General features: G+C 33.6%; 27 protein-coding genes. 20 read left to right on the top strand and 7 right to left on the bottom strand.

Translation table 11 applies throughout. The features are described 5' to 3' along the window. Positions 1 to 64: 64 nt before the first annotated feature. Together ACFSO7_RS08640 and ACFSO7_RS08635 are read left to right on the top strand one after the other, a co-directional pair. A complete protein-coding gene (locus ACFSO7_RS08640) occupies positions 65 to 325 on the top strand; it encodes a GNAT family N-acetyltransferase (protein WP_377876901.1) in 261 nt (86 codons plus the stop codon). 211 nt (positions 326 to 536) lie between these two features. Continuing rightward, positions 537 to 941 (top strand): NUDIX hydrolase, encoded by a 405-nt coding sequence (locus ACFSO7_RS08635; protein WP_377876900.1) that lies wholly within the window; start codon positions 537 to 539, stop codon positions 939 to 941. A gap of 965 nt (positions 942 to 1906) precedes the next feature. On the opposite strand, the gene ACFSO7_RS08630 is transcribed toward ACFSO7_RS08635, so the two are convergent. Continuing rightward, complete coding sequence (locus ACFSO7_RS08630; protein ID WP_377876899.1) at positions 1907 to 2839, bottom strand: cysteine peptidase family C39 domain-containing protein; 933 nt, start codon at positions 2837 to 2839, stop codon at positions 1907 to 1909. 403 nt (positions 2840 to 3242) lie between these two features. Here ACFSO7_RS08630 and ACFSO7_RS08625 point away from each other — a divergent pair, with 403 nt between their 5' ends. From ACFSO7_RS08625 to ACFSO7_RS08615, 3 genes are all read left to right on the top strand, one after another. Beyond that, positions 3243 to 3602, top strand: coding sequence for a YolC/YozM family protein (locus ACFSO7_RS08625; protein ID WP_377876898.1), 360 nt, complete (start codon positions 3243 to 3245; stop codon positions 3600 to 3602). A 217-nt stretch (positions 3603 to 3819) separates the two neighbouring features. After that, complete coding sequence (locus tag ACFSO7_RS08620; protein WP_377876897.1) at positions 3820 to 4002, top strand: hypothetical protein; 183 nt, start codon at positions 3820 to 3822, stop codon at positions 4000 to 4002. A gap of 103 nt (positions 4003 to 4105) precedes the next feature. Further along, entirely contained in the window at positions 4106 to 4378 is a 273-nt protein-coding gene (locus ACFSO7_RS08615) for a hypothetical protein (protein ID WP_377876896.1), read from the top strand. Between the two features lie 186 nt (positions 4379 to 4564). Here ACFSO7_RS08615 and ACFSO7_RS08610 read toward each other — a convergent pair whose 3' ends face one another. Next, positions 4565 to 4894: a hypothetical protein gene (locus ACFSO7_RS08610; protein WP_377876895.1), complete on the bottom strand. Its 330-nt coding sequence runs from the start codon at positions 4892 to 4894 to the stop codon at positions 4565 to 4567. Positions 4895 to 5002: 108 nt separating this feature from the next. On the opposite strand from ACFSO7_RS08610, the gene ACFSO7_RS08605 reads away from it, so the two are divergent. From ACFSO7_RS08605 to ACFSO7_RS08560, 10 genes are all read left to right on the top strand, one after another. Continuing rightward, the gene (locus ACFSO7_RS08605) at positions 5003 to 5212 is read left to right on the top strand and encodes a hypothetical protein (protein ID WP_377876894.1); all 210 of its coding nucleotides are present in this window, start codon (positions 5003 to 5005) and stop codon (positions 5210 to 5212) included. A gap of 816 nt (positions 5213 to 6028) precedes the next feature. Next, positions 6029 to 7042 (top strand): helix-turn-helix domain-containing protein, encoded by a 1014-nt coding sequence (locus ACFSO7_RS08600; RefSeq protein WP_377876893.1) that lies wholly within the window; start codon positions 6029 to 6031, stop codon positions 7040 to 7042. A 131-nt stretch (positions 7043 to 7173) separates the two neighbouring features. Next, positions 7174 to 7968, top strand: a complete 795-nt coding sequence (locus ACFSO7_RS08595) for an SDR family NAD(P)-dependent oxidoreductase (RefSeq protein WP_377876892.1) — start codon at positions 7174 to 7176, stop codon at positions 7966 to 7968. A gap of 349 nt (positions 7969 to 8317) precedes the next feature. Beyond that, positions 8318 to 8779: a hypothetical protein gene (locus tag ACFSO7_RS08590; RefSeq protein ID WP_377876891.1), complete on the top strand. Its 462-nt coding sequence runs from the start codon at positions 8318 to 8320 to the stop codon at positions 8777 to 8779. Positions 8780 to 9002: 223 nt separating this feature from the next. Beyond that, complete coding sequence (locus ACFSO7_RS08585; protein WP_377876890.1) at positions 9003 to 9578, top strand: hypothetical protein; 576 nt, start codon at positions 9003 to 9005, stop codon at positions 9576 to 9578. A gap of 204 nt (positions 9579 to 9782) precedes the next feature. Next, complete coding sequence (locus tag ACFSO7_RS08580) at positions 9783 to 10232, top strand: GNAT family N-acetyltransferase (RefSeq protein ID WP_377876889.1); 450 nt, start codon at positions 9783 to 9785, stop codon at positions 10230 to 10232. 312 nt (positions 10233 to 10544) lie between these two features. Then, complete coding sequence (locus ACFSO7_RS08575) at positions 10545 to 10919, top strand: hypothetical protein (protein WP_377876888.1); 375 nt, start codon at positions 10545 to 10547, stop codon at positions 10917 to 10919. A 223-nt stretch (positions 10920 to 11142) separates the two neighbouring features. Beyond that, positions 11143 to 11346 carry a hypothetical protein gene (locus tag ACFSO7_RS08570; protein WP_377876887.1) on the top strand — a complete coding sequence of 68 codons (204 nt, stop codon included), beginning with the start codon at positions 11143 to 11145 and terminating at the stop codon, positions 11344 to 11346. 259 nt (positions 11347 to 11605) lie between these two features. Then, complete coding sequence (locus tag ACFSO7_RS08565; RefSeq protein WP_377876886.1) at positions 11606 to 12112, top strand: hypothetical protein; 507 nt, start codon at positions 11606 to 11608, stop codon at positions 12110 to 12112. A gap of 184 nt (positions 12113 to 12296) precedes the next feature. Further along, positions 12297 to 12629 carry a hypothetical protein gene (locus ACFSO7_RS08560; protein ID WP_377876885.1) on the top strand — a complete coding sequence of 111 codons (333 nt, stop codon included), beginning with the start codon at positions 12297 to 12299 and terminating at the stop codon, positions 12627 to 12629. Between the two features lie 408 nt (positions 12630 to 13037). Here ACFSO7_RS08560 and ACFSO7_RS08555 read toward each other — a convergent pair whose 3' ends face one another. Then, entirely contained in the window at positions 13038 to 13292 is a 255-nt protein-coding gene (locus tag ACFSO7_RS08555; protein WP_377876884.1) for a DinB family protein, read from the bottom strand. A 193-nt stretch (positions 13293 to 13485) separates the two neighbouring features. Continuing rightward, a complete protein-coding gene (locus ACFSO7_RS08550) occupies positions 13486 to 14826 on the bottom strand; it encodes an aminotransferase-like domain-containing protein (RefSeq protein ID WP_377876883.1) in 1341 nt (446 codons plus the stop codon). A gap of 183 nt (positions 14827 to 15009) precedes the next feature. Between ACFSO7_RS08550 and ACFSO7_RS08545 the strand changes: the two genes are divergently transcribed. After that, positions 15010 to 15918 carry a DMT family transporter gene (locus tag ACFSO7_RS08545; protein WP_377876882.1) on the top strand — a complete coding sequence of 303 codons (909 nt, stop codon included), beginning with the start codon at positions 15010 to 15012 and terminating at the stop codon, positions 15916 to 15918. A gap of 294 nt (positions 15919 to 16212) precedes the next feature. Here ACFSO7_RS08545 and ACFSO7_RS08540 read toward each other — a convergent pair whose 3' ends face one another. The 3 genes from ACFSO7_RS08540 to ACFSO7_RS08530 form a co-directional block, all read right to left on the bottom strand. Next, entirely contained in the window at positions 16213 to 16683 is a 471-nt protein-coding gene (locus ACFSO7_RS08540) for a DinB family protein (RefSeq protein WP_377876881.1), read from the bottom strand. A gap of 69 nt (positions 16684 to 16752) precedes the next feature. After that, the gene (locus ACFSO7_RS08535) at positions 16753 to 17679 is read right to left on the bottom strand and encodes a helix-turn-helix transcriptional regulator (protein ID WP_377876880.1); all 927 of its coding nucleotides are present in this window, start codon (positions 17677 to 17679) and stop codon (positions 16753 to 16755) included. 89 nt (positions 17680 to 17768) lie between these two features. Further along, positions 17769 to 18338, bottom strand: a complete 570-nt coding sequence (locus ACFSO7_RS08530; protein ID WP_377876879.1) for a CGNR zinc finger domain-containing protein — start codon at positions 18336 to 18338, stop codon at positions 17769 to 17771. A 102-nt stretch (positions 18339 to 18440) separates the two neighbouring features. Between ACFSO7_RS08530 and ACFSO7_RS08525 the strand changes: the two genes are divergently transcribed. From ACFSO7_RS08525 to ACFSO7_RS08510, 4 genes are all read left to right on the top strand, one after another. After that, positions 18441 to 19445: an MFS transporter gene (locus ACFSO7_RS08525; RefSeq protein ID WP_377876878.1), complete on the top strand. Its 1005-nt coding sequence runs from the start codon at positions 18441 to 18443 to the stop codon at positions 19443 to 19445. Next, positions 19420 to 19656, top strand: a complete 237-nt coding sequence (locus ACFSO7_RS08520) for a hypothetical protein (RefSeq protein ID WP_377876877.1) — start codon at positions 19420 to 19422, stop codon at positions 19654 to 19656. The genes ACFSO7_RS08525 and ACFSO7_RS08520 overlap by 26 nt, the downstream gene beginning before the upstream one ends. Positions 19657 to 19708: 52 nt before the next feature. Further along, a complete protein-coding gene (locus ACFSO7_RS08515; protein ID WP_377876876.1) occupies positions 19709 to 20860 on the top strand; it encodes an epoxide hydrolase family protein in 1152 nt (383 codons plus the stop codon). A 204-nt stretch (positions 20861 to 21064) separates the two neighbouring features. Continuing rightward, positions 21065 to 21982: an MBL fold metallo-hydrolase gene (locus ACFSO7_RS08510; protein WP_377876875.1), complete on the top strand. Its 918-nt coding sequence runs from the start codon at positions 21065 to 21067 to the stop codon at positions 21980 to 21982. Positions 21983 to 22355: the final 373 nt, after the last annotated feature.

Here is a 22355-nt window from a genome sequence, read left to right as displayed (position 1 = left end):
GTAAAGTAAAAGGGGATATTCTTCATGAAGGAGAATATCCGTTGCTTATTGAAGTAAAGTGCAGGTGAATGAGAATTATCGCGGTAATGGTATAGGTTCAGATTTAATAAGGTATAGAGAAAATATTGCAAGTGACTTTGGTTACTCTGAGATATTTGTGAGTATTGATCCAATTGAAAATCCTAAAATGATAAAGTTGATTAAAACACATGGTTACGAAGCTATTTCAGAACCATACTTAAAAAGTGCTGTTTTTTATAATGATGATGGTACTGCGTATGATAAAGTCTACACAAGAATTGATTTGAAAAAGTTGTTAAGTTAACGGTTGCATTGGTTACATATCGAATGATCTAAGAAAGCTGCAAATATATAAGTTTATATTCTAACTTGTATATTTACGGCTCTTTGCTATGGATTAGTATACTAATAGGGTAAACGCATTTTTATTGAAGTTTTGGAAAAATAAAGACCCAAAACATTATTTTCTGAGTCTTATGTTAATATGAAATAAGTGGAAAAACGGAGGGATTACATTGGCTTTTAATGATACTTATAGATTTGGAGCTCATGCCATTATTTTTAATGCGGAAGGTCATATACTTCTCTTAAAGAGGACCTACGGAAATAAGGGATGGAGTACACCTGGCGGCAGTATTGAGCCAGGTGAAACTATTCACGAAGCACTACTTCGTGAATGTCGTGAAGAACTCGGTGTGGAAGTACAAGAAGTGGTATTAACTGGATTTTACTATCATAGCATAGTCAATTCACAAGTTGCAATGTTTCGCTGCTCCCTTCCTGAGGGAAAGGAAATCAAACTTAGTGCTGAACACTCTGAATATAAATGGTTTCCTTTGGATGAATTAGGAGAGGTGCAACGAATAAGGGCTTTGGATGCAATGGAATACATAGGACAGGTAATCAGCCGATCCTTTTAAAATTTGTTGTTGGACTTTAAACAATGTAGTATTTTGTTTTTTATTGAGCTAACGGAGAGCTAAAGTTAAAGACAGGGGTTGCTGCGGAATCAGTTGGTTGTTAAATCTACTTGGAAAGCCATTCTACTGGCTAATAGGGGCTTTACTTCAATAAGGTGTAAAGTTTTTTCTTATTAAAGTGACGGAGTTTAGTGGCGTAAGCCTATAATTTTTTGTGTCTATTTTTACCTAAGATAATTATCAGATTACTCGAAACTTTTTTAGATATAAAACGTAAATAAAGTGAAGACCTCAACGATTAAGCTATCGGAATCTAGGGGGGAACATAATGGTTACAACAATTTTTTTTCACTGGTTATTATGATTCCAATATACGGTTTATTAATTTGGACCTACTTTTATCCTGAAGAAAGTATGTTATTTGGAAAACGGTGGATGTACACAGAAAAACCAGAAATTTCCAGGGATGCTATCCGCTATACTAAATTCGCATCAATGACTGCAATGTTTGGGCTACCCATAGTTGTATTAAGTCTTATTTTAGAATTTTATGTTCTCAGATTAGTTTTGGTTGTATTTCCGTTAGTGATTATATTGGGAGCAATAAAATTATTTACTGATAATAAAGATTAACAAACTAAAGAGTGCTTTTTTACCTTAACCATCAAACTTCGTATGTTGAGGGGAGTATAAGCATTTAGTTCATTAAGACAAGTAAATAACCGCTCAATAATCTTTCGAGCGGTTATTAAGAAGGTTAAAAGGTTACATTTTTACAGCATGGATAAGATGGATTGTCTCAAAAGCAGGTAGAAACTTATTCGCCCCTTAATAAACGTTCCTGTATTACCTCCGGTGTCAAGTGTTCATAAATAAGTAACTCAGATTCTTCTAACACGGTTTGTAAATTATGACTTGTGAATCTGTATTTCATAGGAATCTTGTCAAATATATCTGCTTTTAAGTTAGAATTTCTTCTTCAATTGATTGAACGTTATTTTCATTAATTTATTTCGAAATTCATGTTCTGCTGTAGCTAATTGTTGTAGATGAACGGTGAGTTCATTCCACCTTTCATGAGTAGCTAATACATGACACCGTCCCAACAATTTTGCCTGAACGATTTTTAATTCGAACAACTCAGGATGATGATCCTTAAAAAAGTGTGCAAAATCAATTGCCCTCTTTGCTCCTAATTGAAAAAGAAAGTGTGTAACGTGAGCTATAATACCAATAGGAATATCTTCAGAAATAAATGACCTTGAGAATTCCAGTATCGCCTCACTCCCATTGGGAAAGTTCTTTTTTTCAGTGTTTAAATATTGGGTTTGAAAACTTACTATTGCCTTTCGATAAATCTCTTCTTCACTAGGATGAGATTGTCGTTTAGCAGAATGCCAAAAACGGAAATAACCTCGACTGTGTTGGATATTTTCAGCTTTCCAAGCCTTTTGAAATTGATCCAACGGGAGTAACATATAAGGATAACCAGCTGGATCATGAAAATAGATGTACTGATCGTCAATATCATAGACCAGAACGTAATGATCGGCACCATGCAGATATTTATGATTGGGCAAGTGGGTGAAATAACCTAAATCAACCGGTCCCACAATAACGGATGACTCTCTTAAAATATCTTTTAATCGATCATAAGGGGCATGATCCGGTGATTCCTCAACACACTCCTCAAAAGTAAAACCAAGTGTGGTTAAAGCCTTGGTTATGCCTATATCAGGAAGAGAGCTATCTAGAAATAGATAGTCACCTTCAAAGACTGCGCCTAATCCCATTCCAGTTAATACTTCAATCTTCTCTGGGGATATAGATTCCCCAACTGATTGCAAAAGCATAGATGTTGAGTTGGCATAACAATACTTGCTATTTCCAATATACAATTCTTCCACCTCCAAGTGTTTGTTCAATCTTATTATTTTGAAAATTCAATATCAAGTGTTTTAATAATACTTTAGTTATCCCATTTAGACTGAGCTGGAATGACAGTTTCAAACTAATGATGAATAGAGTTCGATTCAACCTGTTGATTTAATCGTTTCATTCCCTGTTGTACTAAGGTTGAGGTTAGAAGCTTATTTGAAAGAGTTTAATACACCTGAATGAATAATTCACTAACGGAGAGCTATCATTCCTTAAATAAGGATCTCATTAAGCCAAAAATAAACACTTTATACATAACTTGTTTATTTTTGGCTATTTTCATTCCTTCAGTGAGTAAAGGGCAGAATAGTTGAATAAGAAATTGGGTTTATATGGTAATATAAATAGCAAGGAGGCAAAGGAATGAAAAAGTTTATTTCTGGTTTAATGGTAGGTGTTGTTGCAGTTTTAGTAGTTAATGTTTTTCTTAACAAAGATGATGTAACTGTTAGTAATAGTAAAGAAGCACGAGCTGACCGTATCGCATCTGTCCTTCGGAATGCATGGGACGAATTTGGTTTATTCAGCTTTAACATAGGTGATACAGACCCCTTAATTTGGATTGGAATGGATGAAACAAAAAGTGAACAGGAATTAAGGGATTATTTGGAGGAAAATATTGATACATACGATTTGATATATTACAACATTGAGATTTTTAAAAAAAATATACAAGAATTAGAGAAAGAACATACATTAAGACTTCAAAACAAGGATATTTAAGTCACTTTTAATTTTCGCTTATGGAGAGCAATTGTTCCATTACAATTCATTTGTAGAAGTCCAAATTATGCAAGGTTTATAGAAAACTGAGTGTGTTTGGACTTTTTTCCGTGTGTAAATTTATTAAGGAAGAAGGCTAATTCATATAAGGATAGAAACTTTATCCCCATTAAATCGTAATAAATTTTAATGAAATTATCAGAGGTGGAGGGGGATTATGTCTGAGGAAGAAAGAGAAAGATTGAAGGCAAAAGAACTTCGGAAAAATCCTGTCGGTGCCCTGAACAACGCTTGGGCCAGAGCTTATACTGGAGCTCGAGGTAGTGGTTGTTTAGTTAATATTATTTCTGTTTTAATTGTAGTTGGACTTCTTTTGTTAGTAAGGGCGTGCTCAAACTAATCTTATTGAAGTAACGGGTAGCAATTCTTCAATTACGAAGGTCGCTTTTTTCTTCTTCAAGTAAATGGCAGGATAGCGTAATAAGATAACTATTGGGGGGCATATGAACAAACATAGAAAAATAGATAAGCATTTTGGAATAATAGTTAATAATCAATCAGTAAAAATATTGAAATTCAAAATGGATAGCTATTATGATGATTACGAGGATAAAGAAATAAATACAATAGAACTAATAACTAAAATTCCTCATGATGTATTTAACCATCAGGAAGTTTTGATTGATATAGATGGTGTAGATTCTATTAAAGCCACTTGGTGTGAGGGATTCTCTCAACCAGGACTAAAAAGATATAAATACAAAATATCGAAATAAAATTACTTTCTTCTTCAACTAACGGGGGCTATGCTTAATTAAGGAGTTGCACGGCAACTCTTTTTATAGGGACTTTGAATAAACAACATACTTTATATATCGATTCTGTAAACAAATAGAAACACAGATTTGAGTTTTTTATATGTAATAAACAAAAAAGGGATAACAAATGTTACCCCTTAAAGCTTAAGTCCAATCCACCGGTGGTTTTTCCAACTGTGCTTTTATTCCAAGCTCTTTTGCAGCAGACAGAATAAACTCTTTTCTAAAGAAATAACTTTTATGACTCACTATTTTTCCGTTTTCAATTTCTTTTAATTGAATATCGAGGATTTCAGGTCCCTGGTCTCCATTAGTAAACACAATAATGACTGGTTTATTCCATAGAATAAATTCTTTAGCTGTATGTCCAGGAAGGCCGAACCTTAGAGAACTATTAATCATCTCATCTTTAGAAAATTCTTGGAAACCAAAATATGTTTCATTCTGTGCTTGATCACTAAATAGTTTCAACATACCATCCAATTCTCCATTATTAACGTGTAATTCTGTCTTTCGTGGACAAAATATGTTAAGGGATTGTACTGGAAAGCACTGCCCTTTTTTTAATAAGGAGTGAAATGAATGGCTGATAAAAACGAACGCAATCAAGTCGATAACGATGTTAGTGAGGCTGTAGGTACTGTTGCTGGTGCTGTCTCTGGTGCTACTGTGGGTCTTGCTTACGGTCCGATTGGTACTGTAATAGGAGCAATTACAGGTGGAATGATGGGTAACAATCTCGGCGAAGGAGCTGATAAAGCTAAAGACGGTGATGCGAACCGAGAAGATTAGATTAATACAAAGAGGTACATGCATTAAGACTTTCAAAAAGGTAGTCCTTTTATTTTTCTATTAATTAATTCAGCTTTTTTAGGTAGATTTCCAAAAAAGATTGTGGAATGTTTTACTTAAAATAGACACTTAATGTTTGCTATATTAGATATAACTACTTTTGATGATGCCCGGAAGGAGATGTATGATGAATGGATGTAAAAATCCCCTTTTTCAATCAAAGGGGGATTAAACGGTCTCCTACATCTAGGGTAATGGGCTCGCTCCTTATGTATCCTTTTAACGTGAATAAAGGTAGATGATTAAATCGCTTGAAACCCTTGATACCATTGGGATTCAGTGATTTTTTTGCATTCCAGTTTTTCAGTAAAAGAAGGATTAACGCTTATTTTTGTGAAAATTCTTCAACAACATTAAGTATAGTGGGGGAGGAATGGACTGAAAATCTTATTAAATAGTCGGGCCATATTGTGAGTATAGACATATTGATACCTGGTAATTTAATTTAATTTAATGCTAAGATCAATTTATCCCCATGATTACAAATAACAAAAACACTAATACATTTTTAAACTATTAGATAAATAGGATTATTAAGGGTCTTTTAATAAAGCTGCCTGTATAAACGGCAGCTTCATTACGTAAATGGTACCTATACTAATGGATTTAATCGACGTAGTTGGCTAGTAAAATGTCGTCCTTTGCTAGTTACAAGGCGACAATGAATAGGTAATATAATATCAGTCCGGTTTACTAGGCAGAACGCAATCACAACTCAAACTAGTGAATGTGCAGATCGCTAAAGGAGGACCCATTATGAAATCTCATACTCGTATTAAAATTCCGGCAGGATTTTGGGCAGGCATACATCATTTAGGGATTGCCCCCCACGACGTAGCTCGAAAAGCACGACTACCACTAACCATTATTACTGACCCAGTTGTCACCACCGACCAATATTTCGCGATTTGGCAGGCATATTCGGATCTCATTGATGACACTGCCGAAGGAATTATCAAGCTTACGACCGTCTATGAAACAGCACATTTCCCGCCCACAGTCTTAGCGACATACCATGCTCGAGACTACCGTGACGCCCTAAAACGAATGGCACGGTACAAACAACTGTGTCCCCCTGAAAGCTTACGTATCAACGAGGGAAGTGAGTACTGTACAATTGAACTAGATTGGTTGTATACCGAGAAATCAGGTCCACCGATGCTGGTTGGAATCACTATGGCATTTCTTTTGGAGCTTGGACGTCGAGGCACAGGTAAACCGTTGATGGCGAGATTTGTCGAATTTTCGCACTCAATGGGCGATATACAGGCACTTGAAGCTTACTTCGGCTGCCATATCCGAATTGGTGCAAATTGTAACAGGTTGACGCTACATCGAAGAGATCTGGACCTCCCTTTTGTCACGTATAACCAAGAGTTGCTGGAGATTCTGACTCCCGTATTGGACAAATCGTTGGATGAGCAGCAACGCAGTCGCTCAATCACCGAAATGGTCAAGTGGATCATGAAACATGGCCTGGCAGGAGGGCGTCCTGACATTCAGACTGTCGCAAGCGAGTTGGGGATGAGCGATCGTACCTTGCAGCGACGTCTTACTGACGAGGGGACGAGCTTCAAACACCTTTTGACACAAGTCCGACATGAGTTGGCTCGAGAGTACTTGGCAGACCCCTCATTCGATATTAAAGAAGTTGCCTTTATGATTGGATATGAAGACCAGAACTCGTTCTACCGCGCCTTCCGCATTTGGGAAGGTGATACTCCCTCAAATTGGCGTACTGAACATTTAGATACAAACTCGATAAACTAACTTTGTCTTAAAAGGATATTTTTTAACACTATATTAAAAAAGATTAACCTAATTATTACCTCAAAGGGTAGAAACGTTTTTATATTAACTTTATATAATCATAAAAGGTAAATGAAATGGGGAAATGTATTATGGATATGGGATTAAACAATAAAACAGCTTTAGTTACTGGATCAACGAAAGGTATAGGTAAAGCAATTGCCATTGAACTTGCCAAAGAAGGTGTCAATGTACTAATTAATGGACGAAATTATGAAGAGGTAGAACGAATTGTAAATGAAATTAAATCGGATTTCCCGACTACCTCTCCTCAAAATGCTACAGCCGATATTGTTGATATTCAACAAAGAGAAGCTTTATTTAAAAAATACCCCGCTATTGATATTTTAGTTAACAATATGGGTATTTATGAAATTATGCAATATGAGGACATTGACGATGAAGTATGGGAAAAATACTTCCGTACTAATGTTCTTGCTGCAAATGGATTATCTAAATTTTATTTACCTAAAATGTTAAAAAATGATTATGGTCGCATTATCTTTATTGCGAGTGAAGAAGCAATCATGCCTTCTGGACAAATGCCTCAGTATTGTATGACAAAATCAATGCTATTATCATTATCAAAAAGCTTATCTAAATTAACAATAGGAACAGAAGTTACAGTCAATACGATCATGCCAGGACCAACACTCTCTGAAAATGTTCATCAAATAATTGAGGATATATATCCTAATAACGATATGACTTTTTCAGAAAAAGAGATAGAATTTATGATTACAAACCTACCTCAATCTGAAATACAACGATTTATCAAGCCAATTGAAATAGGTAGACTAACTACATTTTTATGTAGTCCTTATGCATCCGCATTTAAAGGTTCTCCAATCCGTATGGATGGGGGAATGGTACCGACTATTTTTTAACATTTTTCTATTTCAAATATTGTATATATGTTTAAGAAACATATAACAAAAGGATTCTCTAATACTATAGAATTGGAATTTCCTATTTCCTTTCTTGTTCCACAAAAGGGCGCAATTCTGCAGTAAGAATTGTGCTTTTTCTTTATGTTAAGGGCCAGAGATTGTTGTAATAAGGTAAAGGATGTGAAGATTTTCACTTAAGCTAACGGGCAGGTTAGTTTAACAACCCACTGGGAAATCATAGTAAATGTTTCTTCCATAAGCAGGAAGTCAAATATTAACGAAGAACTAAATAATAAGGATTTATTTCTGAGGATTGACATAAAACTTTAACATAAAGGGTGATTAAATGAATGCTAAATCCTTGCTTGAATGGGCAAACAATCATAATGCAAAAAATGAAACGATTCAAAGTTTCTGGGAATGCTTTAATAAGTGGCGTAAGGAAGACAGAAAGGATTATTTAGATACATTTGATGGTAAATTATACAATGAATTTATTACTGTTGAAGAAAGCGAAATGTATTTAAAACTACGTTTTGGAATGGAAGAAGCCTTTATTTTCTACTCGATTAATATATATTATTTACACGAACATATTGGTACTTACGATTTGGAATTCTTTTTGAATGGAGAAATTGCAGATAACTATTTAGATTTCGATAATTCAAAAAGTAAAATTTTAAAGATAAAACAAAGCATAAGGTTAGCCAGAAATGCAATTAAAGAAGGTATTGAATTAAAAGCTATTTCGAATATAACCGGAATAAATGAAGGTGCATTACAAATTTTAAAAGAAAAATATTGTTGAATAACAGATTTTTATTATATGAAATTGCTTGAAGGCTAAAACGACTATGTGAAAATATGTACTTAAACAAACGGGTAGCTTATTTACCGTATCATTGAATCTCAACCAGCCGAAAGTATGCAGTTTAAATTTATTGCTGTATGGTTTCGGTTAAATTATTTTTAGATTAAATTACAATTCAATGGATATTTATGGTAATGTTTCTGTAAGGAGGAGGCTTTTAATGAAAAATTCAACTCAGAAAATGCTTTTATTCTTAACTATAGTATTAATAGCATTATGTTCTTTTTTCATTATTAGGTGGAATCTAGAAAAAAATCAATCTAATCATTTAAATAGTGTCATAGATCAAATTGTTTTAAGAAATTTTACCAGTTTAACTAGCGATTTAAATGATATTGCAGATACATTAAGTGAATATGACGAAGGGCTTACAGAACAAGATATGGACATATTTACACATTCATTAAATAAAGACTATAGAACCCTTAATGAAACTGGAACGAGTTTATCATTTTTATTAAATGATAAAAGTCTTAATGATAGTTTGATATATGAAGATTATATATGGAAAATAGAAAAAGTCACGCTTGAGATTATAGAGGGTAAAATCAACGATGAAAATAAAATTCATTCTATTGGTAATGTCATAAAGAAATATAATGATCAACTTAAAGATATGTTTTATGGAGAAAAACAAGTTGGTGTAGAAGGTATAAATACAATAAAAGAGATTAAGAAAGTAATGGAAATAATTGATGAGATGAATAATAAAATTGGAGAAATATTGAATAAATAGCAACTATGCCTATGGAACTAACGGAGGGCTTTAGTTCAAGTGGATCGCTAAGGCGATCTTTTTTGCTTGCTAACGAAGCAGATTAGCGAAAGAGGCTAGGAGGAAATTTTATAGAAGCATAATACCTGCAACAGGTAGTATTCGTCGAATTTATGTCAGGGAAATAACATATAAAGCAGTAAAAAAACTTGAGGAGGTATTGTAGTGAACCAAAACAAAATGATAATTACTCAGTTTAACCCCAAATACGCTGAACAAACAGTGGCTATGTGGCGAGATAGCAAGGAACAGGCAATTGGTCAGAAAGAAATTCACAGCTTTGGAAATCACGTTTATTATTTAAATCATATATTACCAAAACAGTGTCAAATAGATTTAGCGTTAATTGATGAAAAAGTAGTTGGGGTGGTTGCATATAATAAAAGGGAAATAACCCAACTATATATTCATATAGATTATCAAGGAATGGGTATAGGTCAAACATTACTAGATAGAGTAAAAGCTCAATCAAGTGGGAGAATAACATTATACACATTTGAAGTAAATGAAAATGCACAACGATTTTATGAAAAACATGGATTTGAAATTATAGGTAGAGGACATGAAAATGAGGAGAATTTATCTGATATTCAATATGAATGGACATCCAAATAAATGATGTAATCGGGCGCTTTAGTGATAAAGAAGCTGAAGTTATTATTTCTACTAATGGGTAGCGATACTTCCACAAGGAGTATCGCATTTTCCTTAAGGTGCTAACGGGCAGTTAGTTCAACAAGAATACCTAGCCGATGTTTTTTGCTCTGTTTAAGAAAAATGGTGATTTTTCATAACTATTAGAAATTTTACTTTCAGTTATCTGTCAGATGGTAAAAGATATAGGAATAGTATATTACTGGATTAATAAAATTGAAACAGGAAGAAAAATGAGGTGATTTTATTTTAGAAAGACTCAGGAAAATTAATATGAAAACTGCTGTATTTATGGGAATTATTTTTTACTCTTTGACTATCTTAATCCACTTTCTTATTTTAAGCAAAAGTATTCCATTCACATGGGTTAATGGTGGAAGGTCTGAATCATTCGCTGAACAGCTACCAATATCTGTTATAAACATCGTTATTTCTATTATTGGAGTAGTTTTTACGTTGATTGTTGGTAGAATTAAACTATATAAATACAAAAGAGAAATAACCGTTATATGTTGGTTTTTTGTTGTACTTTGGTCTTTTGGATTTATACAACAATTGTTTGGAACACCTATTGAAAAAATGGTTTGTTTGTTAGTATTGCTTATTGGAGTTATCTCGAACTTGCGTATGGCGATTGAAAAAAAATAGATGTAACTATTAAATTAATAAGTTTATTAACAATTACACTTAAACTAAAGGGGAGCGATTGTTCAATAAGAGCAGTCGCTTTTTCTTGTTGGAATATAGGAATCACTTTAGTGGATTTGAGAGGGATTTTCCATTGCTAAATTGAATATGTCTCAAAGATAAAGTAATGAAGAGATATTAATGGGTATTGCACATTTGATTCTCAGAAAGGATATGGGGAAACTTGGATAAACAAAGGACTTTATTTTATGGATTTATTGTTGGTTTTGTATTGCAGGTGTTACCAATCCCAAATTTCTTCTTTTGGGAAGATGTGATAGATAACGTTTCAATAATATTTGATTATGCTGGATTTATTTTTTTGGGAATATGTGGTATTCCGTTGATTATTGATGTGTTCCGAAGTTTTAAAAAAGTGAATAATTAACTAACGGCTGCGTTTTTTCTTTTTATTCAATCTTAAAAAGTCCAAAATATGCAGGAACTTATTCATATCCTAGATTTTTTTTTGCATCTAATGTGCTAATTTCAGTAGGGTTATACCATAAAAAGGGAAATTTCTTTTATTGTTGAATATACATAAATAATGAGGTCTTTATATAAAAAGGGTAGTAAATTAAAATCGATATTATAGCAAAAAATTATTTATAAAGATTGGGAGGTATATTCCAATAAAACTAAAGAAGTTGTTTTTAGTTTTCATATGTCTTGTAGGTATAGTTAGCTTTATAGTTTGGCATTCCATACCAAAAGAAATCAACCAAGAATTTGATGGAATCGTTTACGGAGTTGGAGATAGAAGTAATCAAATAAATAAAAAAGTTACAATTACAATAAAAGGGAATTTGTATAAAAAAATATTTAACCAAGATCGTTTTAAAGGAACCATTGATATAAATGGAGAAGTGCCAAAAAATATTATAATTGATAAAAAACAAGTTGAAGTTGTTTTTATTGAAAACAGCGGTTCTTTATTTATTTGGGATTCCCCCTACGGTATTCTTTATATAAACAAAGATTTTAGTGAACTATCCATTATTGTTTATGAACTCGTTGAATCTGGAAGGGATAATGCTTCTTATAGGTGGGAACCTGAAGACGGAATATTAATATCTGGACCAGCAATAAATAGAATAGAAGCTTTAAACATATCAAACGAATTAATTGGAGACTTACTAAAACCACTAGAATAGAAGCTTTTTTGTAAGAGTTTAATACACCTGAATGAATAATTCACTAACGGGGGCGATACTTTCACTAGGAGTATCGCATTTTCCTTATGCTGTTTACTGGAGTTTAGCGGAAGAAGGAAACGGAAAATTATACCTATAAATGGAATTTAATGATAAAATTCAGAAAAATATATGAGGTGAAAATATGTATTGGGAGACACTTCCAAGTTGGGTATGGTTAGTTTATTATATATTTTTATTTGCAACACTCGGAACTGCAATTATGAATGTTTCACGAAAGAAAATGATGGTATTATCGATCATCACGATTGTTCTAACGATTACTGTTCCAATAATCAGTATAATAAATAGCATTGGAAGAGTAGAAGGTGAAAATGAATTTGAACATTTAGTTACTCAGTTACAACAAGGTTCAATCTGGTCTATTTATGCAGTCATAGGTACTCTATATTTATTTGTTTATTGGGTTATTTTTTTTGTCGAAAATAAGAGGAATACTGAGTTATCTTTAATCTAAAGGAGAGCTATCCATCCTTTAGCAAGGATTTCAATTAGCCAAAAATATTCAAGTTTTTATACATAACTTGTTTATTTTGGCTTATTTCCATTCCTTTAAGGAGTAAAGGGACAGTTTAGTGTAACAAGACATAAAAATAAAGCTTTGGATAGACGATGATGTCCAAAGCTTTTCTATAATCATAATGTTTTAACTTGCTCGATTTTTAATACGAAAATTTGAGGAGGTTCAATTTGTTTATTTGCAATTAAGTAGAGACTTGTCCCCGATGATGGATTTCATGTTCTGGAATTGCCATAAGTATCCTCCAAACACTAACTTCATGACCATGAAGGGTTAAAACCTTTTTTGTCAATGCATCGTTGCCAACTTTTAATAGACCCTCTGTTAATTTAAATTGACATGCCTCTAATAATTTGAAATATCCTCAATAGAAGTTCCCTTACTAGTATCATGTCCTGTGTATGTCCACGAACCATGTTCAAATATACCTAAAAACATTAACCGAGATGAGGCGATATGTCGCAATAAATCACCTGTAGAAAATTTATCTTCAGATGGCTTCCAATCTAGGAGTTCATTAGGTATTGCTTTTACATATTGCATCGTTCGTTTATGAATCCCATCTAAATATTTTACATATTCCTTTATATCATGAATCATGTTTCCACTCTCCAATTTTTCAGACTTTTATTACTTTATATTCATAATTCAGTGGAAATTGTGGAATAACTCCTTTAGCGAATACCAATTTCGGAACTTATTTGGCTGAGCCGAGTTCAACCTAAAAATGTCAATACGTCCTGTATATTAAGGGAATCGAACTTAATTTGAGAAACAAAGAAGTCTTATTGCTCTAAAGATTGGATTTAAACGAGAGTGGATAGTATTTCTTTTTTTCACATAGACCAATTATAGTTGCTGCTAATTGTTGAATACCGAGATTGATCTTTTGTTCATTTACTTGTGAAATACTTAGTCGTATTGCTTTCTTTTTGTTTTCGGCTAAGTACATTCTTGAAGCATTGTCTACGTATATATGTTTTTCATGTAGCAGGTAAATCAATTTATTGATATCTATATGGGAAGGTAAAAAGATCGTGAGATAAAAACCACTTTTTGGTTTTGTAAATTTTACATAGTTAGGTAAGTACAATGAACAAGCTTCTAATAATGTATTCATTTTTTTATTGTACAATTTTTTTACACTATCTAAGTGATATTGAAACATGCCGTTTTTTAAATAAATTTCTAATGCCCCTTGTGAAAGTGGTGATGTATAGAAATCACTGCTAAACTTATGATGGATGAATGAGGGAATTATTTTTTCAGGGAGTACAACTGTAGCAATACGTAGTCCGGGCAAAAATATTTTCGAAAAACTCTTAACATAAATGACTCTTCCGTTTGGTTCGTACGCAAACAAAGGGTCTGCTTTTGAATCCGTATCTAATTCTGCTAAGAAATCATCCTCTACAATGTAAACATCGTATTTTTCTGCAAGAGCAACGATTTTTTTCTTTTCCTCATTTGTGTAATGATGTCCCAGTGGGTTGTGGAATCTTGGAATGATGTAAAAGAATTTAATATCATTGGTTCGAAACAAATTCTCAAGTCTTTCAAAATCAATGCCTTCCGTGGTTAATTCAATTCCTAACGTTGTAATCTGATTTATCTGTAAGGAGTCTATCATACCAAAGTATGTAGGTTGCTCAATTAATACATTCTTTTTCCCATTAGGGAACGGAATGACGGACAGAATATTAAGCGCTTGTTGTGATCCAGAAGTAATGACAAGGCGATCAGGTTTCGTGAACACCTGTAAATGTTGTAAATACTTCGCAAGCTCATTCCTTAAAGAAAAGAGTCCCTGTTGCTCACTATAAGTAAATAATTGTTCTTTATAATGGTCAATCGCCTGATTGATACAATGCTGAAAGTCTTCATAAGGCATGATACGTTTATCTGGACCAGCAGATAAAAAATCAATATCCATTTCATGGTGAATCGATGTTTGATAATCATCAACGATGTAATAGCCACTTTTGGGTTTAGCATAGACAATATGCAGTTTTTCCAATTCGAGTAATGCCTTAACCACCGTATTTTTACTACATTGAAATTGCTCAGCGAGTTGCCGAATCGATGGTAGTTTATCTCCTGTCTTTAACTTCTCATCCTCAATTTGTTGTTTCACCTACTCTAAAATGCCACTATATTTCGTTGTCATATATATTCTCCTTAGTTATCTGTCCCATGACAGATGGGGAATTTTTTTGTTTTAAAAAGAGTTGCTACTCTTTACAATCATATTTAATTAGCTTAATTCTTTTAACTAAAATTATGGAGTATTTTTTTATGATTGTGAAGGGGGATTTATATGGAGAATAGTATGAAAAGAGGAATGTTATTAGGCTTTATTGGTGTAGTTTGTTTTAGTCTTACATTACCAGCTACAAGGATTGCTGTCCCTTATTTTGGTGAGGTGATTGTAGGATTAGGTAGAACGATTATTGCAGCTATAATCGTTGGGACAATTTTTATGATAAAAAAGCAATCGTTACCGAATAAAAGACAATTCAAAAGTTTGCTTATTGTCGCTCTTGGAGCTGTACTTGTCTTTCCATTATTAACTACATTTGCAATGAAATCACTGCCTGTATCACATGGTGCAATTGAATTGGCTTTATTACCACTTGCGACAGCAGGCTTTGCTATGCGCCGTGGGGGTGAGCGACCTTCAAAACGCTATTGGATCGCTAGTACAATTGGTGCGATAACCGTCATTATATATGCAATGTATTTAGGATTAGGGCAACTACAAAAAGGGGATATTGCCCTAGTTGTAGCTGTATTTGTACTTGGATTAAGTTACGCAGAGGGTGGAAAAATATCAAAAGAGCTGGGTAGTTGGCAAGTTATTGCTTGGGCTATCTTAATTGGCGTACCGTTTTTTATTATTCCTGTCGGCTTCAGCTTATCAGTTAATATGTTACAAGCGCCTATCGAAGCTTGGATCAGTTTGTTTTATTTAGGTATTGTAAGTCAGTTTTTAGCATATGTTGCATGGTATGGTGGGATGTCTCTAGGAGGCATTGCGAGAGTAGGGCAGATACAATACTTACAACCCTTTTTAATGATAGGATTTTCTGTATTATTCTTAGGAGAATCGATTACATGGCTAACGATTGTTTTAGCTATTATAGTTGTGATATGCGTAATAATCGGGAAAAATGCACCCGTAATAAAGAAGGAGTTGCATTTAGAAAATAATGTCTCTTCATCTTAAAAATTTTTAAATAGTTATAAATAAAGTTGGGAGAGTGGATATTTAGTTGGTTAAAGTTTTAGGTGCTTCTTATGGAAGTAACGGAGGCTTAACTTCCTTAAAGAACCATAATAAGCAACCATAAATATTCAAGTTTTTCATACATTAGTTATTTAATAATATCAACAATAATCTTTAACAGTGCCTATTTAAAAAAACAGTAAGGGTCAATTCTTATCAAGAATCGACCCTAGTTCCTTCAACGTCTAGTAATTGTATGAAATTACTTTAATCGTAAGAAAATGAAATTCATTTTTACCCCACCAACTGCTTCACATGGTGATCATCGTGTTGAACAAATTCTTCAAGAATGTATTCTAGAGTATAAGGTTGTTTCGTTCTTGGACAATGAGTAGCATCATTTACTTTGATTTCCTTCTCCAGAACTTTAGTTGGAAGGTATCTCACAAACATAATTAATTTTTCGCGTACTTCCTTAAATTCTCCTAATAACTGCTCCTTCGATATAAGCTTGGCATAAATGGAGGCTAGTTCATTTTTGTCATCATGGTCAGGAAAGACAATTTCATTTTTTCGATAAATGTCCGGAATAGCCACTTGAATTAGAAAATAATCCCAGTACATCAGATGGGACAGAATAGCCGCTTTCGAGAACTTTCCTTCTGCAATTGGCTTCTGCCAGACCTTACTGTCGGTTAGTTCTAGTGCTTTAATCTTATCAAGAATTCTCGCCATTTCATTTAAAACATTTTGCTTCGTTGACATAGGGTTCCCCTCCGTTAATTCTTATTTATATAAACTATACACAAGGAAACCTGACAACTGTTTGTCAGGTTACTCATACATTTGTATAATTTTTTTTGCTTCTTCCCTTATTCGGCCTTTTAATTCCTCTGGTTCAATGATTTCAACTTGGTTTCCGAACGATAAAAGGAACCTAGTCACCCAATCTCCTTCAGGAAACTGGCATTCAACCCGAATATATCCTGTCTCTAAAATCGTTATTTGATTGGGAGTAAATGTTTCTTCAACGAGTACTCCTAACTTAGGCTGAAAGATTAATATTAAGGAAATCATTTTACTAGATTCTCGCCAACACGCCTCAAGGCTTTTTGCTTGCAGATCTAATTCAGGAAGCAATTGAAATTGATTGGCTGTTAAAATAGCATCTTTCATTCTTGATACGCGAAAAAGTCTTGAAGCCTCTCTATGCAGGCAATAACCATAAAGATACGGAATTCCTGCTTTTACAATAATCGTGGCAGGTTGAACCTTCCTTTCCGTCACTGAGCCACTACTATCCACATAGTAAAAATGAACCTCCCTTTTTTGCTCAATGGCTTTTTTTAATAAGGTTAATAGAGTGGTATGCTGGTTTGGAAGCCCCCATGGAGAAAAGTCTATGATGACTGGAGATAGAGCATCTCTACTCTTTTTCGTTTGAGCACTGGTTATGGTATCAAGCATATGATCCATTTTTAAATCATCAAATAAAGAAGTTATTCCCTTAAGCGAACTGATTAGTATATTTCGGTCATTTATATTGAGCGCTTGATTTTGTAGCATGAAAGAACTTAAGATCTCGTAACCACCATCATTTCCTTGATAAGAAACTATGGGTATACCGGCCAGATTAATACTTTCAATATCCCGATAGATGGTTCGAATAGATACTTCTAGCTGCTCAGCTAACTCTTTTGCCGTGATTCTTTTACGTTGCAATAACAATATAATGATGGCTAATAATCGTTCTGTCTTCATATTCTTAGTTCCCTTTTACTAGTGTTGTTACCAATATAGTACCTTAAACGTAATATCCAGGAAACAAAGAGCCATTTATTTTAGATATTTTAAGGTGAATCAGATGTATGTTTTAATTTTTGTCTATAAGTTTTATTTTTTGCTCTATTTCCGCAAGCACTCATTATGCACCATTTTCCAGTGCCAGGTTTCGAATAATCAACAAATACCCACTGACAATCTTCTGCAGAGCATACCCTTATTCGATGCCATAATCCACTCCTCTTAAGGTCAAAAATTAGCAGAGTTAATCTTGCTATTCCGCTACTACCCCCTCCTTTATTTGGAAGTAGCTTTTCAGATTCAGGTGAAAATTCAATTGAAAATGTAAATTGAGTTATTAACTTATTTAATGTTTTTAAACCATTATCATCAGTTTTGTTGAATTGATTATTGACAATCATTTTTCTGGCTTCAGTTCTTAGCTTAATGACTAGACTTAAGTCCTCATCGGTTACAATATCTTCTTCAAATATAAAATGATGCTTTAATAGCCATGAATAAAGGGTTTTTGGAGAAGTAAGATGCTCTACACCTTCGTCTCCTTCAAAGCGAGTACGTTTATCGTGAGTATTAAAAAAGTCTGCAACAATCTCAAGATCACTATAATCTGTTCCCATAAATACACTCCTATTGACTATTTTTCCCATAACTATTAATATTGTTTTAGTGTTCAGTGACCATTAAATATAATTTAAAGGTCACTTTGAAAGGGGAGAAATGTGAATACAATATTTCAATTTAATATTAAAATCCTACTGCAAGAAAAAAAGTATTTGCAATGGTCAGTTGCTCTACAGTTTATTCGAACGCCTATGCTTATGACTTCTATTACATTTATGCTTATTAGTATCCATCATACAAAGGATCATTCCATTGGTGGTCTCATGGTTACAGCGTATGTATTAGGTTTGACAGTCTTAACTATTCCATGTGGAAGATTACTAGATAGGCTTGGACTGCATAAAGGCATTCCAATTTTACTTTTCATTTCTTCAGTCTCACTAGTCATGATCATAATAACGTCTACTTTTCATCTTCACATATTCTGGTTAATTGTCTTTGCTACTCTCAGTGGAGGGAGTATATCAGGTGTTCCAGGGGCTATGCGAACCCTACTCAGCTGTACAATTTCTAAAGATAAGCTACCAACAGCCATTGCATTAGATTCTACTATTATTGAAATAGTAGTTGTAATAGCTCCTTTAATTGCCACTATAACATCTTTGTGGTGGGAACATGGTGCCATCATTTCAATGATATTTTTTAATCTAATGGCGGGTTTTCTCGCTAGAAAGTTATCCAAGAACTTTCTGGTTACATCCAATTTTATAAGTAAAACGGAAGGAGTAAACGAAAATAAATACTGGTATTTAAATCCAACCTTTGTTTTTTGGATTTTTGTGAGCTTTTCTTTTGGTACTATTCTGGGTTCTGCTGAAGTTGGAGCTTTACCACTGGCACAACAATTAAATTTAGCATCTTTAGGACCATTACTAATATCGGTATTAGCTATTTGTAGTGCTTTAAGTGGTATTGCTTATGCACTAGTCAACCATAAAATAAATATCCCTTATTCTTTGCAAGCTTGTTTCCTTTTATTATTAATGGTTATAAGTATTTATTTTTTTGCTCATTCCTCTAGATTTCTGTTTGCTATTTTAGCTATAAGTTTTTATTGGCCTAGCCGTAGCACCACTTATGACAGCTCGATCTATTGCTGTTGAGGAACTAATTCCAATAGAATCTAAGACCGAGGGATTTAGTATGATTAACACAGCCCATACAGTTGGCTTTGCACTTAGTGGAATATTAATTGCTATTCTACCATTATATTGGATGCTTTTAGTTAGCGCTATAAGTGGGTTCTTAGTCTTAATCTTTTCTCCATTTCTATTAAAACCGTTAAAACTAATTCAGCTTAATAAATTTTTATAGAATCAATTATATGTTCTTATTGAATAATAAGAGGATTTGGAGGAGTTAATTTATGAATATAAAACCATTTCATTTGTCTATCGATCCCGAGGAAATCTTAAAATTAAAAGAACGATTAGACTATATAAGATGGCCTGATGAAATACCTGGATCAGATTGGCAGTACGGGATCCCTGTAAGTTTCATGAAAGATATTGTTGACTATTGGAAAAATGAGTTTGATTGGGAGAAAGTACAGAATAAAATTAATTCATTTTCGAATTTTATAGTTAGTATTGATGACTTAGATATACACTTTATCCATGAGCGCGGAAATGGAGCTAACTCCATTCCGATTATCATACCTCATGGTTATCCAGGGTCGTTTTATGAAATGCTAGACATAATTCCCTATTTGACAAATCCGGAAAAATACGGTGGTAACCCTGAAGATTCGTTTGATGTCATTATTCCTTCTATTCCTGGTCATGGATTTTCAGATACACCTTTACAAGCAGCTTTTGAGGATCGGCAAGTTTCCAATATTTTAGTGAAATTAATGGGTCAGCTAGGATACGAAAGATTTGCTGCCCACGGATATGATCTTGGTGCTAGTATTCTGGGATTATTATGCTTAGACCATCCAGAGAAAATAATCGGTTATCATACTACTTCACCAGGGAACCCAAGTCCTTTTGTTCCGGAAAATGCTATTTTAACAGAGGCTGAAGAGACTTATCTTAAGCTATGTAAGGAATGGTATAACGAGGAAGGTGCATACGCCCATATGCTTAGTACAAAACCTCAAACGATTGGCTATTCACTGGTTGAGTCCCCTGTAGGACTTGCGGCATTTATTTTAGAAAAATGGTACTTATGGACAAATCCACCAAGTGGTAATTTGTATAAGCACTTTACTAAAGATGAACTTCTCGCAAATGTTACAATTTATTGGCTAACCCAGACAATCAATTCAGCAAATAGGTTATACTTTGAAGGTAAACATACAAAATGGCCTAGCCCAGAAGATATTTCAAAAGTTCCTATTGGCGTATCTTTAACAGCCACTCAACCAAATGAACGTCCTCCCATTGAGTATGTGGAGAGAATGTTCCCTAATATAGTAAGTTGGGAAGAATTAGGCAAGGGTGGACACTTTGTTGCAACAGAGGAACCAAAATTAGTAGCTGAAAGAATACAAGCATTTTTAAAAAAATTGAGATAAACACTTACTTACCTTCATGTACTGGTGAGTTAATGATTACATGAAATATAGGTAAACAGTTTATAAACATGAATTAAAAAGCTTTCAATGATTTAATTCCAAAGCATATTTTTTTCTATTTTTACTAACTAACGTTTGTTATTTGTGTTATAGTTATAAAAACGCATGTTATTCATTTAACAATGTAAAAGGGAGAGATTATCGTTGAATTTTTTAAAAAATTACACTTTAGAAGAAGTTTCTGAAGGTATTTTTGCTGCTATATCAAAAAATTCAGGGGGGGCTTGTTCCAATTCTGGAATTATTGATTTGGGGGACCAAACCATCATATTTGATACATCTTTTACGATCCAAGCAGCTCAAGAATTACGTCAAATTGCCGAGCAGGTTACTAAGAGCCCCATTACATATGTGATTAATAGTCATTGGCATGGAGATCACATTCGTGGAAATATGGTGTTTAAGGACTGTTCAATTATTGCCTCACAAAAAACCAAAATGAAAATGGATGAAACACATCCATCACTATTAAAAGAGCATAAGGACTCCATACATCAGTACCAAGACCATGTTACAAATCTACGTAAAAAAAGAGAACTTGAGAAGGGTAAAGAAGAAATTGAAACTTTAACAGATTCCATTCTTCAGATGGAAGAAATTATTTCAACTCTTCCTGAAGTTGAGTATATTAGCCCAAGTCACACATTTAATGAAGGTTTAACCATAAAAGGGTCACTTTTAACAGCCCAACTGATTTCCATAGGACAAGGACATACCGAAGATGACAGCATTTTATTTATACCTGAACGTGGAATATTATTTACTGGAGACATTTTAGTAAAAAATACACACCCATACATGCTAGATGGTAATATTTTTGAATGGTTAGAGGCTTTAAAAAAAATCTCAGAATATCCATGTTCCCATTGGATACCTGGGCATGGAATAGTGGCAAATAAAGGTGACCTTACTACTCTAGTAAATTATATGACTGAGACGATTCAATTATCAAAGCAAAATACAGATGTTACGTTAATTGATATACCAGAACCTTATTCGCGCTGGAAAGGAAAGCAGGCGTTCTATTCAAATATAGAGTTTATTCGATCCCAGTTGAAATAATAAATTAATGAGGAAGCCTTATTTGTCAAAACGTGAAAAATTATAATTTACAAACTATGTCCTACCATACTTTAGGGCATAGTTTATTTCTATTCTGTCTTTTCCCTCTTCTTAACCTATTTATAGTTTGAAAAGTACAGTTGTTTGTTACAATAGGAGCCAAAAAAGAATTGATGACTGTTCAACTGACGGATGCAAAAGATAAGGGTCCATTAGGGTCGGAAGCTCTATTTTTTCTTCATAAAGAAGCTCAAACAAGAGAATAGAAGGAACAAATGCTTCTACCTCCTTGTTAAGCTATAACAGAGGGTATCGTTTTTTTATCATTGAACATTACTAAAAATGACATTACTCAATAGAAAGCATAAATAAA

The organism is Bacillus sp. CGMCC 1.16607, from assembly GCF_042683745.1.
Lineage (GTDB): Bacteria > Bacillota > Bacilli > Bacillales > Cytobacillaceae > Pseudoneobacillus.
The sequence above is the reverse complement of the archived record's forward strand: the minus strand, read 5'-3'. Positions and strand labels throughout refer to the sequence as shown.

What these genes read in the sequence shown, in the direction of transcription:
- ACFSO7_RS08540 (WP_377876881.1), bottom strand. Translation starts at nt 16,683, where the DNA reads ATGTCAACGAAGCAAAATGTTTTAAATGAAATGGCGAGAATTCTTGAT.
- ACFSO7_RS08535 (WP_377876880.1), bottom strand. Translation starts at nt 17,679, where the DNA reads ATGAAGACAGAACGATTATTAGCCATCATTATATTGTTATTGCAACGT.
- ACFSO7_RS08575 (WP_377876888.1), top strand. Translation starts at nt 10,545, where the DNA reads ATGAAAACTGCTGTATTTATGGGAATTATTTTTTACTCTTTGACTATC.
- ACFSO7_RS08610 (WP_377876895.1), bottom strand. Translation starts at nt 4,894, where the DNA reads ATGTTGAAACTATTTAGTGATCAAGCACAGAATGAAACATATTTTGGT.
- ACFSO7_RS08560 (WP_377876885.1), top strand. Translation starts at nt 12,297, where the DNA reads ATGTATTGGGAGACACTTCCAAGTTGGGTATGGTTAGTTTATTATATA.
- ACFSO7_RS08600 (WP_377876893.1), top strand. Translation starts at nt 6,029, where the DNA reads ATGAAATCTCATACTCGTATTAAAATTCCGGCAGGATTTTGGGCAGGC.
- ACFSO7_RS08585 (WP_377876890.1), top strand. Translation starts at nt 9,003, where the DNA reads ATGAAAAATTCAACTCAGAAAATGCTTTTATTCTTAACTATAGTATTA.
- ACFSO7_RS08545 (WP_377876882.1), top strand. Translation starts at nt 15,010, where the DNA reads ATGGAGAATAGTATGAAAAGAGGAATGTTATTAGGCTTTATTGGTGTA.
- ACFSO7_RS08625 (WP_377876898.1), top strand. Translation starts at nt 3,243, where the DNA reads ATGAAAAAGTTTATTTCTGGTTTAATGGTAGGTGTTGTTGCAGTTTTA.
- ACFSO7_RS08595 (WP_377876892.1), top strand. Translation starts at nt 7,174, where the DNA reads ATGGATATGGGATTAAACAATAAAACAGCTTTAGTTACTGGATCAACG.
- ACFSO7_RS08515 (WP_377876876.1), top strand. Translation starts at nt 19,709, where the DNA reads ATGAATATAAAACCATTTCATTTGTCTATCGATCCCGAGGAAATCTTA.
- ACFSO7_RS08590 (WP_377876891.1), top strand. Translation starts at nt 8,318, where the DNA reads ATGAATGCTAAATCCTTGCTTGAATGGGCAAACAATCATAATGCAAAA.
- ACFSO7_RS08615 (WP_377876896.1), top strand. Translation starts at nt 4,106, where the DNA reads ATGAACAAACATAGAAAAATAGATAAGCATTTTGGAATAATAGTTAAT.
- ACFSO7_RS08605 (WP_377876894.1), top strand. Translation starts at nt 5,003, where the DNA reads ATGGCTGATAAAAACGAACGCAATCAAGTCGATAACGATGTTAGTGAG.
- ACFSO7_RS08530 (WP_377876879.1), bottom strand. Translation starts at nt 18,338, where the DNA reads ATGGGAACAGATTATAGTGATCTTGAGATTGTTGCAGACTTTTTTAAT.
- ACFSO7_RS08520 (WP_377876877.1), top strand. Translation starts at nt 19,420, where the DNA reads ATGACAGCTCGATCTATTGCTGTTGAGGAACTAATTCCAATAGAATCT.
- ACFSO7_RS08620 (WP_377876897.1), top strand. Translation starts at nt 3,820, where the DNA reads ATGTCTGAGGAAGAAAGAGAAAGATTGAAGGCAAAAGAACTTCGGAAA.
- ACFSO7_RS08555 (WP_377876884.1), bottom strand. Translation starts at nt 13,292, where the DNA reads ATGATTCATGATATAAAGGAATATGTAAAATATTTAGATGGGATTCAT.